This is a genomic window from Lysinibacillus sp. KU-BSD001 (genome assembly GCF_042920265.1).
In the GTDB taxonomy this organism is placed as follows: domain Bacteria; phylum Bacillota; class Bacilli; order Bacillales_A; family Planococcaceae; genus Lysinibacillus_B.
The window spans coordinates 163426-180046 of sequence record NZ_JBDQZI010000008.1 but is presented as its reverse complement, the minus strand read 5'-3'; the positions used below and the strand labels follow the sequence as shown (position 1 = coordinate 180046).

Genomic DNA, 16621 nt, shown 5'->3' with positions numbered 1-16621 from the left:
TTAGAATACTCGAAGAGTACTTTTACTTAAAATAAGACTATAAAATACCCCTAAAAATATTAAAAATACAAAAGGCCTTCAGAATGAGACCATTCTGAAGGCCTTTTGTCGACAATCTGAAGCAGCTAAGTATCCTTAGCTGCTTTTTACTATTGACCAACCTTATCTTCAAATGATAAAAACAATTATTTCAATTTAAACTTATTTGTACGCATATCTAAGTCATTTGAAATCGCATATACAGCGTTCACTGCCTTTGCCATTTCCGCCATATCTTTCGATTGTTTTCTTGCATCAGATGCCATTTGTTCCACACGGTCTGTATTGTGTTTAGCTAGCTCCGCCACATCTTCAATAGAAGCTGTAATTTCCTCCGTACTTGCGGTCATTTCCTCTGAAGCGCTTGAGACACGATCCACTTGATCGGAAATCACTTGAATGCCGTCCGAAATATGATGGAATGCGGATTGCGCTTCATTTGCAATAGCACGACCATCCTCCAAAACTGTCGATGTCGAAGCAATGGCCTGCACAATTTCTACCGTTTCACGTTGTACATCTGTTACAACATGTGAAATTCGCTCTGCCGCCACTTTCGATTCCTCTGCTAATTTACGCACTTCCTCTGCCACTACAGCAAAACCTTTCCCCGCTTCCCCAGCACGTGCCGCTTCAATCGAAGCATTTAATGCGAGTAAGTTCGTTTGATCTGAAATACCCGTAATGACATTTGTAAACTCGCCAATTTGCTCTGAAAGCTGTTCTAATGACTTCGTACGGGTCACAGATTGATCGGTTTGATTGTGAAGTCGGTCTAATTCACTTAATAAATTGTCTACTACTTTTACGCCTTTTAATGCACTTTGCTCTGTATCAGTGGCGATATTGGCAATTTCCATAATCGACTCTGTTACCCCTTGAATGCCGCGCGCTAAATCCTCCATTGCGAGTGCACTTTCTTCAATATTGACAAGCTGTGTACGTGAATCTTTTTCAATCACTTCAGATGATGTTAAAATATCATTCGATGAGGCAATTGTTGCATCCGAATGCCGTTGAATGTCGTCAGCAGCATCATTCATCACACTAGATTGCTCATGCAAATCATGCATAATGGATTGGAAGTTATCCATCATCGTATTACTAGCCAATACAAGCTGACCAATTTCATCTGCTGAATCGTTTTCAATCCGTTTCGTTAAATCTCCTTCACCATTTGAAATATCAAGTAGTGAATTGCGAACACTTAAAATACGCTTCACCTGACGAGAAATTGTCAAGTTTGTAATCGCTATTAAAATCGTAATCGCTAACACTGCCGCAATTACTGTCGCAATTAAAATAAATGATAAAACACTGTTTGAAACTGTAATTGCTAAATATGTACCGTTAGATAAAGGTGTTACATAATTCATTGCACGTAAGCCATTATACCTTGTATTTTCTTTTACAAGCTCTTGTGCACTAAACATCGATGTTGTAAATGCATTTTTTTCTAAAGAATCTTCATTTGTTGCGGCTAATACTTCACCGCTTGCATCGACAACCGCAGCATATAACACTGTCTCACTCAAATGTTTATTCAGTTCACCTATGTAAAATTCTTTCCCAATTTGCGCTTCTAAATCAAGCAGTGCCTGTCCGTTTCGTGCTACTTGCACAATTTTTGGTGACGCGGGATTCCAGCTACTCACACCAACAAATTTGTAAAATTGGTCATCTACATCACGGATTTGCGCGGATTGTGTAATGGCTGTTTCTTCTCCTGTAATGAGTTTCATATATTCATATGCTTGTCCATTTGGATCAGAAGCAAAGTTAAAATCAATTTTCTCGGCAATCGACGTAATTGTCGTATTTCCTTGTGCATCCGTACTCCAAATTTCATCGATTCCACCACGTTCAGCTAAAGCCTTTAAATCTTCAAACTGCCCACCATTTTCTAAAATCCATGAAATTAACACAGACTCCGCAATCATTTCTTCTTCCATAATTTTTTCAGCCACATCACGAGACGTAATCGCACCTTCTAGCCCTAATTTTATCGATTCAACAAGTGCCTCCCCTTGCTGTTGAATACTGTTATTTGTCGTATTGTAAATAAAAGCTGAAAACGCTGAGATAATTAAAATAACTGCCGCTAATATTGGCAACATCATTTTCCATTTCATTGATTTAAACATGCATGTTCCTCCATAAAACTAGGCTATGTATCTATTTATTGCTTGCTCACCATAACTTGGAGTTGATTTCCTTCCTAAATTTATTTGCGATGAAAGCCGAGGGACAGAGGTGGCTATACGCTAACCCCTCTGCAGCCACCAAGCTTCCACTCATTAACCTGTAACCCCAAAATTTTAGTAACAAATCCATTTATTACTGATATTCTACTTTATAGAAAAAAAGTAAGTAAATATTTAATCCTATATAAAAACATAAAATTTACAATTTTAAAATAAATTCTTCACAAAAATTTTGATTGCTATTTAAAAACTTTTTCGTTAAAAGATTTCATTCATCTGTTTGTTATACGAATATGCCTCTTTAGCACGTAACACAAAACGAAGTTCTATTATTCCCTTTAGCCTAATCTCTCTAGTAATAATTCCTCTTAAAACTACATAAGTGATAGAGTACAATAAGGAATATGTTTACATGTTATGAAAGAAAGGGGATTTATGTTCATGTTTAAAAAGACGATCTTTACGTCAACACTGGCAGCTACCATGCTTTTAACAAGTGTTAGTGGCACGATGGCATCCGCGCAATCGCAAGAAGCTTTTTCTACACCTCCTATCATTAATTCATCTACAGTTGCCCAAACAGAGCACACATCATTTGAAGAGTTATATAAAATGTTCAATTTAAATGAATTAATTTTTGATGCAAAACACTATAGTGTGACAGCTGTATCAAACACACAGTTTGTTCTGAAAATTAGTGTAGATGCGATTGTTCAAAGCTATGAGGATAATGTGAATGCTTATGAAGAAGGAAAAGAAGAATTTATGGGGGATGTTGCACTGATTCGCTCAACTTTTGGCAACCATATCGAAATGCGTTTCACTAAACAACGAAGTGGCATCCAAAAAGAAATTAAAGTGACAAAACAATGGCTTCCATTATCAGCAGAAGATGAAGCTGTTTTCTTAGAGGTACTTGGACGTGGGGATGATTTGCAGCGTGACGGTGGTTATTTCCTTGACACATTAAATCACTGGGCAGAACCATATGTTCAATTTTTATATGAACTAGATATTATTAACGGGCAAAATGCCACAACCTTTAATCCAAACGGACACATCACTCGTGCACAACTCGTTTCGATGGTTTTCCGTGCAACTGGACTATCTGCAAAAGAAGATTTCACTAGTTATGCGCCCTATAAAGATTTAACCAATCATTGGGCAGCAAAAGAGATTGCCATTTTATATGATTATGGATTTTTAGACATCTTTGGTGAAGGTACTTTTATCCCATCTCAACGAGCTACACGAGAAGAAGTCGCTTATATGACACACATGTTGTTGTTAGCATATGGTGTAGATGACGATTTTGGATACAACACGACATTTAAAGATCAGAAATCGATCAATCCTTTAGCGCTAGATAGTATTTCATATCTACAAAAATTAAGCATTATTAATGGCTATAAGGATGGGACATTCAAGCCGAAATCGATGATTACACGTGCACAATTTGCCAAGGTCTTAACGTTAGCCACTTTCCATTTAGAGGAATATTACGAAGAAACAGAGCTTGACTAAAATAGAGAAAAAGAAGGTGTACTCACCTTCTTTTTCTTATGCTTTCCTAAACAACTGACAATCAAACACGCCACATATCATTTGAAATCATCTAAAAAATCCTTACTAAAGCTCGTATTCGCTTGATATTTCCCTACTCGCTTGCCTTTAACCCCTCGCTTGATAACCCCTTCTCCAAATTGACGTTCTAATTTGTTCATCAAGTTTAATATTGGTTCATCTTTTACATATTCCTCAAAGTTAAAGATTGATAATTGCTCTGTGCTCTCTGTTTTGTCCATGACATTTCCAACCGTAACCCCTAACAGTCGCACCGGCTTTTCTTTCCAATGATCCGCTATTAAATTCTTTGCTACTTCAAAAATGGGACTTACTTCATCCGTACTATTTTGAATGGTTCGGCTATTCGTTTGATTTTTCCAGTCACTGTATTTTATTTGAATACTAATCGTCGTACCAACTAATCCTTTTGCCTTTAAACGATTACTCACCTTTTCTGCTAGTGTATACAAAATATCTTGTATTTCAGCTAGATTGGACACATCATAAGGTAGCGTCGTGGAATTCCCAACACTTTTCGTATCATAAATAGACTCTGGATCAACAGATCGATGATCGACTCCATTTGCTTTTTCAAGTAAGCGCAGTCCATTCATACCTAGCTTTTGCTGTACTAGTGTTTTTTCTGCCTTAGCTAAGTCACCGATTGTATGTATATTCATGTCCTTTAATTTATCTGCTGTTTTCTTTCCTACTCCGTGCATGTGAATAACATCTAAAGGCCACAATACTTCCTCCACATCTCGTTTGCGAATAATTGTAATGCCTAATGGTTTCTTCATATCCGATGCCATTTTAGCTAAAAATTTATTCGGCGCCACACCGATTGAACAAGGAAGCTGCAATTCATTCAATATCCGATTTTGTATATCCTGCACGATTGCCATCGGGTGCTTGTTACTTTCTATAAAGCTAATATCAACGTAACTTTCGTCTATTGAGACGGGTTCGACTAAAGGCGTGTACTCTGTTAAAAGGGTATAAAATTTCTTGGAAGCATCGCGATACCTTTCAAAATGAGGAGGGATAAGGATTAGTTCCGGACAAACTTTTAAAGCCTCTGATACCCGTTGCGTCGTATAAACGCCTTTTTCCCGCGCCTCATAACTGCATGTAATGACAATGCCCCTGCGCTCTTTTGGATTACCCGCAATCGCAATCGGTTTCCCCTTCAAAGTAGGGTCATACACTTGCTCGACAGAAGCATAAAAACTATTCATATCAACATGAAGTATAACTCTTCCTCTATTCGCCATAGCATCCCTCTTTTCTACTTAAATATCGCTAGTATGTTAAATTATAAACGATATGTCACATTTTTATAAATATCCTCGCATTCGGATTACTTTGCCTTCAACTTCTGTTCCTAGTTGTGCCATCCCCATTTTTTCATAAAGTGAAACTTCAATCAGTGGGGTTTTCTTTATCCCCACTGATTGTTAGTTGAACCAATCGGGCTTTTACGGGCAGTTGATCTCCCACCTACACTTCTCGATTTCCTTAATCCTTGAGGTGGGCGTCTTAATGCCCGTTAATGCGGGATAAAACTTTAATGCAGCTCTATTTGTTGGTGATACTCGTAAATGATATTCATTCACCTCATTATCTTTAAAAAACTTTCGTGCATAGTTATGCAATGTACACCCTTTTCCCTTCCCCCGACTTTCAGTTAGTAAATAATGTAAAGAGGTATATCCTATGCTTCTACCTTCGTACTCACGAATCATTAGTTCCAATTGTCCAATCGGCTTGCCGTCTTCTTCAATGAATACAAAACCTGCCCGATACTTAAATATTTTATCTTCTAGCCACTGCAGGTAATGCTCGTCTCCCCCTAAACCCGAAGCATCTCCAAGACTAACAACAAATGAGTCCTTTCGAAATTGAATTACCGTATACCGATGCTGTGCTAAATCAATCTGGATCAACTTCACCATACACTCCCCCTAAAAATTACTCATAAATTTACCATAAGAAAAAGACCAAATCTACTTTTGAAATTTGGTCTTACAAATTACGATATTTATAAGCGGTAATATGATACTATCAATTAAACATATTGCCCTATTTTCACTTGTTCTTCTACTAGATTACGAGCAATAATCGTGTGCTGATTTTCATCTGCCCCCTCGTAAATTCGCCATAGCCGCGCTTCACGGTACCAACGATCCATCGGCAATTCTTTCGTATAAATATCTCCGTAAATTTGTAAAACACTGTCTACCACGTGACTCCCTATCGCAGCTCCAGGTAGTTTCGCCATCGATGCCACATGTTTATTGTCTCCCTCTTTATCTAACGTAAATGTAGCATTTAGCATTGACCGTTTTGCGGCTTCAATATCACTAGCATAATTCTCCATCATTTGTTGCATTGCTTGATGCTCCGCAATGGGCTGGCTAAATGTTTCACGTTCTTTTGAATAATCAATCGCCATTTGTAATAGATGCTCCGCCGCACCAATAGCTCGTACACTAGCAACCCAGCGAGCAAAGCTAACCCATTCAAGCCCTAAATTGTAACCACCGTGCACATCACCTAAAATGTTTTCTTCTGGTACACGTACATGCTGGAATACTAAGCTTACTGGATTGCCTTCTCCCGTCGTCGGGTCAACTTTAGACGTCCACCCCATTTCACGATCTACAAGAAAGCATGTCACGCCGTCTCGCCCTGTTTTTTCATACGCCTCTTTATCTGTCACAGCAATGACCATGACAAAGTCCGCTTCATGTCCATCTGTGATCCATGTCTTCTCTCCATGTAACACCCATTCGTTGCCGTCTTTTACAGCTGTCATTTGAATGTTTTGCTTATTTGATCCACTATTCGGCTCTATCATCGCAAAGCATGACGTCTTCTCTCCATTAATGGTTGGTATTAAATATCGTTTCTTTTGCTCTTCATTCGTATAATAAAGAATATTATCAGCAGAGCCCCCAAACGCAAATGGCACGAATGTTTTGCCCAATTCCATTAAAACAATAGCTAACAGCATTGGATCAAGACCTGCACCACCATACTCTTCTGGTGTATCAATACCCCAAAAACCCATTTCTTTTGCTTTAAATTGTAGCTCTTTTAATTTTTCAGGGGGTAAACCTGGTCTGCCCTCTTGCTCATTTTTAAGTACTTCATCTTCAAGCGGAATAAGCTCCTCTTTCACAAATTGACGAATCGTTTCCTGCACCATTTTTTGCTCTTCCGTTAACCTAAACTCCATACACCCACTCCGTTCTGCATTTCTTTTATCAAGAGCTGCCTCTGTCTATAATCACTTGTCCAGTGATGACATCCTCTTTCATAAATCTAGATAGCCTACTGGATTCGTCTTTAGCAGGCTATCCGATATTCATTTCGTTCAAGCCATGCTATTTTTATACAATGAATTCTTCATACGTTACGACATGCCTAATTAATACTAAGTGATACAGCATCCCAAATTAATCGGTACTGTTTATCAGGATTTTGAACGGTTTGACAGTTTACATCAAAAAGCATCGTTTCTCTATTTTTCACATGATATGCTGGCCATGTCGGTAGCTCTTCAATATTCGGGTCGCCTTCTTTCGCAAAAGTAGCCCATGCTTTATGCATATGGTGAGCGAGTGCGTAGTCAGGAGCGTTACCTAATAAAAACTCTGTACTTTTATTGAGTTGATGCCAGACAAAAGGGATTTCCAGTGCATGACATGCTTTTAATTCGCCATCTAATACAGGCGACTCCCAATCAAATCGATACATCCAAACAGATGCACCTTGCCTTGCTTGCTGCTCTGCTAGCCAAATGGCAGGCGCTGTAAATATATCAAATGTGAGTACTTTTTCCACTAACGCTTTATTCAAGGTTTCGTGCTGTAAATTTAGTTTAATTTGATCCCATTTATGTGTGAGCATTTTCTTTAAATACAGATCAATCCCTTCTTCATCTAATCCATCTAATGGCGCATCAACATACGTAAATAAGCAGTATTCATCTTTTGTCGTTCCGATTAACAGATCGATATGCTTACTTGCCCCATTGACAATAGATAGTTCAGGTGGCTCTTGAATTACGACACCATCAATGACCGGACCAAGTAACATCGGTGATACATGCCTTGATGCTTCTAATAATTCTGCTGTTGACACCTCTTCTAATCTCGATAAATGCTCCTTATCGATTCCGAGTTTTGCTAAAATGTCTGTGCATACTTGTGTTGCCACTACCGATGGCAATACATTTCGTGCAGCCCCACTTTGTAAAATTGCCTTTTGGAATAGACCACTTGCAGAAGGAATGGCCAATAATATACCAATACTCATAGCCCCCGCAGATTCACCAAATACTGTAATATTATTCGGGTCACCGCCGAATGCTTCAATATTTTCTTTAACCCATTTTAGCGCCGCGATTTGGTCAAGTATGCCGCAGTTTCCCGTACCCGCAAATTGCTCATTATCGATACTACCTAAATGTAAAAATCCGAAAACGCCTAGTCGATAATTGATGGTGACCACGACTACATCATGATGGGCTGCAAACGATGCACCATTGTAAGATTTGCTGTTACCTGAGCCGTTCATAAATGCACCGCCATGAATCCATACCATCACCGCTCTTTTTTTATTATCTGCTCCGGGTGACCAAATATTTAAATATAAACAGTCTTCACTCATCTCATCTTCCTCAACATGAGCATCTAGAAACCTCATCATCTCCCTTTCAGGCTGTATAGCTGAAGGACCGAATTGTGTCGCTTCATATACCCCTTCCCATGCATCAGGACTTTGCGGTGGACTAAATCGGAGTTTTCCAATTGGGGCTTTAGCATAAGGAATCCCTTTCCAAACCGCAATTCCATCAACGTTTTCCCCTATCACTTGTCCGAAACTCGTTTGTACAAGTGTCTCTGACATCCTCATTCCTCCTATTTAATGAAATCGGTAAAAGCACTCATTTGGATGAAACGTCCTTTCACTTGCTGAAATGTATAATGAATGAATTTTCATAAAAGCGTATGATAGAACACTTGAAAATATACAATTTTTCTAATGTATGACACACCCCTAAACATACAGAAAGATTTATGGGGCATTGTGTACTGAAGGGATTAAATAAGTACTGTTACATAAGTAAAAGGGTGTTAGCGATTGTTAACACCCTTCTTTGGCAATCTGTTACAAGGTCAAAATAACCATGATGACCCCAAGTAGTATAAGGAGCAGATTTATTTTTTCCGCTGTATAAAATAACGACGTTGGGAGTTGTGGCTTTAGGGCTCTCCAAGCTATATAGACCCAAGCAATGCAAACTATTAATAATATCGGTTGATACAGTGGACCGATATAAATATGCCACAGTACTGAACTACTAAAAATCCCGACAAACAATCCAACTAGTACATATGCGCCTTTAAAATGCTTCGGACGATGAAACCCCTTCTTTTTATACATGCGATTTAATATCGCTCGGTGAATTAATACAATAAGCACGATCAATTGTGACCACATAGGTAATACATCTACACTATATAACTCGTTAAATACTTCGCTGTACTGTTCCGATTCCCCCGAATAATACAGTCCTGTATCCACATCGAGCATATCATACTCAGACACTTGATAACGATGTTGAGCTCCATCATCTTGCACGACCACTACATCCGCAATATGACGCCCTAATTTACCTTTTTTTGTAAACTCTTCTTTTTCGATGGTAGCAAAAAATGTCTTTACCTCTTCATTTACCACACGGTCTACACCAATATAAAGCGTTGAGGCACGACCATAAAATGCGCCTTCATCTCCGCCAAAATATTTATACACTTCTTGAATAGTACCTGTAGCAGTAGACTGTGATTGGGGAGGGATTATTAAAACAATCGCAAGTAGCACAATGCCTACAATCAATGCTAGCTCTTTCCAAATATAATTGTTCTTTTTGGGGCGCTGAATCTGATGATACATCGCTCTTTTCATTCCTTCGTCCACAGGTAATTTTTCAAGCTCTTGTAATCGTTTATGCAAATCCATTTTCATCCCCCCTAAGTAACCTTTCTAATGCTTTCATTGCTGTACGCTGTGTATTAGCAACCTTCGTCGTGGACCATCCTAAAATATGCGCCGTTTCTTCGATTGAAAGCTGTTCGATTTTTCGGTAAATTACGACTGCTCGGTGTTCTCTTTTTAATGTTTGTAGTGCAGCGTATAACATCGCTCGACTTTCTTCTTGTTCAATCCATGTATGTGGCACAAAACGTATCTCCGTTTTCTCATGCTTCGTCTGAAAAGGGAGCCAACGAATTAACGCCTTTCGCCTATAATGATCGACGACTAAATTTCTTGCAATTTGGTGTATGTATGTTGACAATGTCGCTTGCCGTTTAAAATTACCTTTATAAACACGTAAAAAGGTTTCTTGTGTTAAATCCTCTGCTAACGTCTCGTCATCTACCATGTAAAAAATCGTGCGATAAATCGAATGAAAATACCTTTCATACAGCTCTTCAAAATCCACTTCACTCACCTCTTTCTACATTAGACGAACAAACGACAAAAATTTGTATGTTTAAATACTATTTTTACACAATAAGAAAAGAGTACCAATAATATCACTATTATTGATACTCCATTCACTATATTTACATATTTATTATTTCTCCATCACGGACACGCCGATTATATATATGTGCATTTTAATGTTCCACTATAACGGTAGTGTTTTGCTCGTACGGGGATGTTTAGACCGAATGCAGCAAGTCTTATTTCCATCATTGCCCCCATTAAAAATACTTCGACGAATAAACCAAATAATCTGACTATGGATGAGAAAATATCTATGACTATTACATGACAGATGACATATAACTACTCATATTCTTTTTCAAATTGGATTGTGCTACGTACTGTATCAATTGGGCGTACTAATTGCTCAATTTGTGTACGTTTTTCTTCAAAGAATGGTGGTAAAGATAGTTTTTCACCAAGTGTTTCATATGGCTCATCTCCCATAAATCCTGGCCCGTCTGTCGCTAGTTCAAATAATATTTGGGGAGCGACTCTTGTATAGAGCGAGCCGAAGAAATAACGGTCCACAAATCCAGATGTTTGGAAACCAAAAGCTTCAATCCGCTCTTGCCATGCCGCTAATGCCTCTTTGTCCTCCACCCGAAACGCTACGTGATGCACTGTGCCATAACCTTGTCTGCCAGTTGGACTTGCTTCATCGTGAATGATGATAACACTTGCACCGTTGCCACCTTCCGCTACTTCAAATAAATGTGTATTTCCATCACTTGCTGTTAATGTAAATTGGAAAACACGTTCAAGCACTTGCTGGAAGAAATCAAAGTCGGCAATACGAATTGTGACTGGACCAAGCCCCGTAATCGCATATTCAAGTGGAATCGGACCAGTTTGCCACGGCGTACCTGCAGCAACGCCTTGATTGTGTTCATCTGAAATTAATTGATATTGTTGGTTATCAAAATCAACAAACGGTAATACTTTTTTGCCGAACTGTTCTTGAATTCCTGCATGTTTCACATTTAATCGTGTAAAGCGCTTTTCCCAATAAGTTAATGCTTCATCATTTGGCACACGAAATGCGGTAATCGCAATTTCATTTGTTCCATGCTGTCCTTTCGGGATACCTGGGAAATCGAAAAATGTGACGTCTGTTCCTGCTGCTCCTTTATCATCTGCGAAAAATAAATGATATGTTTGAATATCATCTTGATTGACCGTTTTTTTCACTAAACGCATGCCAAGTACATACGTAAAAAATCGATAGTTTTCCTCTGCGCTACTTGTAATCGCTGTTACATGGTGAATTCCTTTTAATACTTCCATCTGAATACCTCCTAGTTGTTTTCCGCCGCTAAGCCAATTGTTTTGAGATGTTGAATCATCTGTTCCACTTCCTCATTCGATAAGCACGAAAATAGCTCTATCATCTTTTGTTCGTGCGCAGGGAAGATCTCCTTCATAAATGTCTCCCCTTCAGCTGTGATGCCTGTATAAATGACGCGGCGATCATTTGGGCAGCCACGTCGCTTCACATACCCCTTTTGCTCCAGTTTATCAATGACATACGTAATACTACTGCTTGCAATCAAAATCTTATTCCCAATCACTTGAATCGGCTGTTCCCCTTTATGATATAGAAATTCAAGCACGGCAAATTCCGTTGCATTTAACTGATATTGTGCCATATCCTTTTTCAATAAATCCTCTAAAGACCTTGAGGCCCGAAGTAACACAGTAATCGCATGTAATACTTGATTGCGTTGTTCCATCCTTGCACCTCTTTTATTTCAAATTCAATTATCTCTAATTCGAGATAATAATAACATAACCATTCCCCATCGTCTAGAAATCTGTTTAAACGTATAAAAAAAGCACTCATTACTGAGCGCTTTTTTTCATTCGAATACGATATAAGATGATTAATAAAATAAACCAAACGGGTGTGAGTAACAATGCTGTTCGTGTCGCTTCTGCATACAGCATAACCCCTAATAAAAATACAAAGAATGCGAGTACTACATAGTTTATAAATGGTGTAAACGGTGCTTTGAATGTTGATGCTTCATGTAATGCACGATTTTTCTTTTTATAAATAATGTGTGAAATTAAAATAATGCTCCACACCCAAATAAAACAGATGGCACTAATCGTTGTCACTAAGCTAAATGCATCATCCGGCATTAACTTACTTAGTAATGCACCTACTGATACGACAATCGTTGATACGATTAATGCATGTTGCGGTACACTTCGTTTATTTAACTTCGCAAATTTTGCACTCGCTTGATTATTTGAACCTAAATTAAATAACATGCGGCTCGTTGAAAACATCCCTGAGTTCCCTGCTGATGCAGCAGAAGTCATCACAACAAAGTTAATAATACCCGCTGCAATCGGAATACCCGCCAATGTAAATACTTGTACGAATGGCGAACTATCGGCTGTCATCGTATTCCAAGGGTTGATGGCTAAAATAACAAATAGCGCCCCTACGTAAAATAATAAAATACGTACAGGAATTTTATTAATCGCAGATGGAATGTTTTTCTTCGGATCAGCTGTTTCAGCAGCTGTCACCCCAACGAGTTCCACCCCAACGAAGGCAAAGACAACCATTTGGAATGCGAGTAAAAACCCACTAATGCCATTCGGGAACAATCCACCATGTGCCCATAAATTTGATACACTCGCTGTACCTGCATCTGTTTGTACCCCTGTTACAATCATATATAGCCCAATAACAATCATCGCAACAATTGTCACCACTTTAATAAGTGAAAACCAAAACTCTAATTCCCCAAATAGTTTTACAGTTAATAAATTTAAAACAAGCAATACGACAACACAAATCAGTGCTGGTACCCACTGCGGAATATCAAACCAGTATTGTGCGTAAATACCTACAGCAATGATGTCTGCCATTGCCGTCATAATCCAACAAAACCAATAAGTCCAACCTGTTACATACCCTGCCCACGGTCCAATATATTCTGTCGCAAAATCGGTAAATGTTGTATATCCTGCATTTGACAATAATAATTCACCGAGTGCACGCATCACAAAAAATAATGCAATTCCGACAATTAAATAGGCCAATATAATACTTGGTCCTGCAAGTGCTATCGCCCTACCAGAACCTAAAAATAAACCTGTACCAATCGTACCACCAATCGCAATAAGCTGTACGTGGCGATTTTTTAAATCTCGCTTTAATTCCATGCTGATTCCCCCAAGTTGTACTTTTGAAACAACATATTCGCGAGTTCACTTACGACAATTTTATAGACTTATATTTGCTATAAAATACAAAAGAGACTAGTGGCAAATAGCACTAGTCTCATTAAACGTAAGAATAACAAAAAAATTCGACATGTTAAAGCTATAAATCGACATTGACAAAAAATCGTCAAATTTACGTGTAACATGTAAACCATTCAGCTAAAAATAGCTGATCTTTATTACCCTTCTGTCCTTTTGCCTGAGATAGTGAACCCTTCGGCGACGCTTTATGCGTTCTCTCCAGAAAATGCTCCTGCTATAGTGTGATCCATAGCATTCAACGCGTTGTATATGCCTTGTTCTTGACAAGGTGATGTTATTTCAAGATAGTTACTATCTTAACAGGAAGGAAGGAGTTATGCAATATAATATTATTTCAGAATATTCTTTCTATAGAGATATTCTACATAAAAAAGAAAAACTCTCGAACGAAAGCACGTTAATGAGCAATACCCATTTTGTAAAAATAATAAAATCCAGTACCTTACAGAACAAGTAACTGGATTTCTCTATTTCTATTTAATCGGAATAAATTTCAATGTTTTCTGAATACGATAAGCGAAGAAACCTGCAAAAATGGCTAAAACGATATCTTTTGGCATTGGCGGAATCATCCAAGCCCAAGCCATTTTGTATGAGAACCCTTCTGGTGCCCCCGCCCATAATGTATAAGCATAGTACATCCAGTTTGTCCCAACTACATAGTTTACAGCCATTGCTAGTAAAGCTGCAACAACATAAGACGTAAACGTTTGGAAACGCTCCACAATCCAGCCCGCTATAAATGCACTTAAAATAAATGTTACGATAAATCCGAATGTTGGCAATAGAACAGATGAGAAGCCGCCACTAAATTTTGCAAAGACTGGCGCACCTGCAAGACCAACCAACATATAAACTGTACAAGCAATAGCCCCTTTTCTGCTACCAAGCACAAGACCCGCGAGAATCGCAAAAAATGTTTGTAGTGTAATCGGTACACCACCGATTACTAAAAACGGCGCAAATGCTGTAATATTGGCACCGATCATCATTAGCGTCGCAAATAATCCGCTATGCACTAAATCAACGACGCGCCACTTTGGTAAAGGTTTTGATACTGTTTCCACAAAAGACACTCCTATCAATTAATGAAATCGTATATAGGCAGAAAAAAGAATCATATAATGACTAAAAAATCACCTATATCGCATAGAATTTATAAGTTAACCTTAAAAATTTTTATGTTAACAAAAATATTAAAGAATATACGTTTTTATGTCAACTCTTTTTTTATTATAGTTAACTAAAATAGTAGAAGTAGCAATTGCCACTTCTACTATCTTACTCTTTTATTTTCTTTAACTCATTTACGATTTCATTAAAACGCTGATCTAACTGGGCATATTCCGAATGACTCGTCTTCATAAACGATAATTTTCCTAGTATCTCTTGCTGTTCGTTTAATAGCTGCAGCCGCCTTGCTTCATTTGCATCTGTCTTTTGGACTACTGTTGGCGCTTGAATTTGACCGTTTTTTATTTCCCACGTTTTATTCGTTATTTTTTCGATAAAATAGCGGTCATGTGAGACAACAAGCAATGAACCAGTATAATCACGTAATATTTTTTCAAGTTGCTCACGTGATGGCAAGTCTAAATGGTTTGTCGGTTCATCAAGTATAAGCAAATCTTTTTGCTCTAAAATGTATTGCATCAGTTTACATTTCACACGCTCCCCCATGCTCATACTGTCAAAAGGCTGTGCCCACTGTACACTCGTAAAGCCAAGGTGTTTCATTAAATGTTGTACTTTTCCACGCCCTTCAAATGTCGGTTGATAGAAAAACTGCTCCGGCGTTTGATCTAGTGGCAAATCAAATACATTTTGTGTTAAATAACCGATTTGTGCTGTTGGTGAAAGCCAAATCTCGCCTTCAGCCGATTCAAGCCCCATTAGTATATTGAGTAATGTCGTTTTCCCTGCTCCGTTTGGACCAACGAGCGCAATTTTATCACCTGTAAGCATCGTTCCATTCACGTGCTTGAATAAGTGATAGTTGCTATAGCTTTTGCTAACATTTTTTAGCTCCATTAATCGCTTTCCGCGCTTTCTGCTCTGAGGAATGGAAAAATCAACCGCATATTCCTCTTTCACTGCCTCTACTTGATGCTTGTCAAGCTCTTTTTCTAACCGTTTACGTTTGGACTTTACTTGCGCATCCATCCGCTTTGCCTTGACACGATAAAACTCTTTGAAACCTTCCTGCTTCGTTGATTGCCGATGTGCTTTTTCTGACCAAGAGGCTAAATTAGCTAGTTGTTGCTCAACGCGTTCCATTTCCCTTTGCTGCACTTCATATTGATGTTGCTGTGCCTTCCGCTGTTCATTTCGCTGCTTTTGATAGGTCGTATAGTTCCCTTGATACGGCGTTATTCGCTCATCTTCAATGGCCCAAATCGTTGTCGCCACTTCGTCTAAAAAGTAACGATCATGGGAGACAATCACGACAGCACCTTGATAATTTTTGATTTCTTCTATGAGTAGCGGTAACGACTGGGCATCTAAATGATTCGTAGGCTCATCTAATAATAAAATATGTGCATTTGCTTGAAACCCTTGCATTAATCGTAGCTTTAACTTCTCCCCACCACTTAAATCCTCATAAGGAGCTTTCGGAATCGACCATAGCGGCTTTATTTGTTCAGGTAAAAAGTGTGCTACCTCCTGCTTGACATAAGCAATTTCGATTGGTTGTAGATGTTGTATCGTTCCGTTTGATGGTTTTCTATTTTGAGCAATGACCTCTAGCAGTGTCGATTTCCCCACTCCATTTTTTCCAATAATACCGATTACTTCTTTTTCTTTAATCGTTAACGTGATTTCTTTCAGAAGCATTTGCTCTTGAATCGAAATCATGACATTGTTCAGCTTTAATAATTCTTTCACATAAACCCCTCCTAAGCTTGGGAGGAACAAAAAAATCCTCCCAAATTGAATTGGAAGGATTAATCTACAGCATACAC

General features: G+C 38.4%; 13 protein-coding genes and 1 riboswitch. Of the genes, 1 reads left to right on the top strand and 12 read right to left on the bottom strand.

Features of this window, described 5'->3' with window-relative positions:
- Positions 1 to 185: 185 nt before the first annotated feature.
- Positions 186 to 2183 (bottom strand): methyl-accepting chemotaxis protein, encoded by a 1998-nt coding sequence (locus AAGS61_RS13380; RefSeq protein ID WP_391372683.1) that lies wholly within the window; start codon positions 2181 to 2183, stop codon positions 186 to 188.
- A gap of 501 nt (positions 2184 to 2684) precedes the next feature.
- Between AAGS61_RS13380 and AAGS61_RS13375 the strand changes: the two genes are divergently transcribed.
- Positions 2685 to 3767, top strand: coding sequence for an S-layer homology domain-containing protein (locus AAGS61_RS13375; RefSeq protein ID WP_391372680.1), 1083 nt, complete (start codon positions 2685 to 2687; stop codon positions 3765 to 3767).
- Between the two features lie 77 nt (positions 3768 to 3844).
- On the opposite strand, the gene AAGS61_RS13370 is transcribed toward AAGS61_RS13375, so the two are convergent.
- The 11 genes from AAGS61_RS13370 to abc-f all read right to left on the bottom strand — a co-directional run bounded on the left by AAGS61_RS13370 (position 3845) and on the right by abc-f (position 16544).
- A complete protein-coding gene (locus AAGS61_RS13370) occupies positions 3845 to 5083 on the bottom strand; it encodes a DNA polymerase IV (RefSeq protein WP_391372677.1) in 1239 nt (412 codons plus the stop codon).
- Positions 5084 to 5287: 204 nt separating this feature from the next.
- Positions 5288 to 5764 (bottom strand): GNAT family N-acetyltransferase, encoded by a 477-nt coding sequence (locus AAGS61_RS13365; protein WP_391372674.1) that lies wholly within the window; start codon positions 5762 to 5764, stop codon positions 5288 to 5290.
- Positions 5765 to 5877: 113 nt separating this feature from the next.
- Positions 5878 to 7050, bottom strand: a complete 1173-nt coding sequence (locus AAGS61_RS13360; protein ID WP_391372671.1) for an acyl-CoA dehydrogenase family protein — start codon at positions 7048 to 7050, stop codon at positions 5878 to 5880.
- Between the two features lie 188 nt (positions 7051 to 7238).
- Entirely contained in the window at positions 7239 to 8726 is a 1488-nt protein-coding gene (locus tag AAGS61_RS13355; RefSeq protein WP_391372668.1) for a carboxylesterase/lipase family protein, read from the bottom strand.
- Positions 8727 to 8987: 261 nt separating this feature from the next.
- A complete protein-coding gene (locus AAGS61_RS13350) occupies positions 8988 to 9842 on the bottom strand; it encodes a hypothetical protein (RefSeq protein ID WP_391372665.1) in 855 nt (284 codons plus the stop codon).
- Positions 9829 to 10326, bottom strand: a complete 498-nt coding sequence (locus tag AAGS61_RS13345; protein WP_391372662.1) for an RNA polymerase sigma factor — start codon at positions 10324 to 10326, stop codon at positions 9829 to 9831. Before AAGS61_RS13345 ends, AAGS61_RS13350 begins: the two co-directional genes overlap by 14 nt.
- 350 nt (positions 10327 to 10676) lie before the next feature.
- The gene (locus AAGS61_RS13340; protein ID WP_391372660.1) at positions 10677 to 11660 is read right to left on the bottom strand and encodes a ring-cleaving dioxygenase; all 984 of its coding nucleotides are present in this window, start codon (positions 11658 to 11660) and stop codon (positions 10677 to 10679) included.
- An 11-nt stretch (positions 11661 to 11671) separates the two neighbouring features.
- Entirely contained in the window at positions 11672 to 12106 is a 435-nt protein-coding gene (locus tag AAGS61_RS13335; protein WP_391372657.1) for a MarR family winged helix-turn-helix transcriptional regulator, read from the bottom strand.
- Positions 12107 to 12215: 109 nt separating this feature from the next.
- Positions 12216 to 13556, bottom strand: a complete 1341-nt coding sequence (locus AAGS61_RS13330) for an amino acid permease (protein ID WP_391372654.1) — start codon at positions 13554 to 13556, stop codon at positions 12216 to 12218.
- Positions 13557 to 13793: 237 nt separating this feature from the next.
- A riboswitch (glycine riboswitch) is annotated at positions 13794 to 13870 on the bottom strand.
- A gap of 261 nt (positions 13871 to 14131) precedes the next feature.
- On the bottom strand, positions 14132 to 14725 hold the full coding sequence (locus AAGS61_RS13325) for a biotin transporter BioY (protein WP_391372652.1): 594 nt from the start codon (positions 14723 to 14725) through the stop codon (positions 14132 to 14134).
- A gap of 214 nt (positions 14726 to 14939) precedes the next feature.
- Positions 14940 to 16544: a ribosomal protection-like ABC-F family protein gene (abc-f, locus tag AAGS61_RS13320; protein WP_391372649.1), complete on the bottom strand. Its 1605-nt coding sequence runs from the start codon at positions 16542 to 16544 to the stop codon at positions 14940 to 14942.
- Positions 16545 to 16621: the final 77 nt, after the last annotated feature.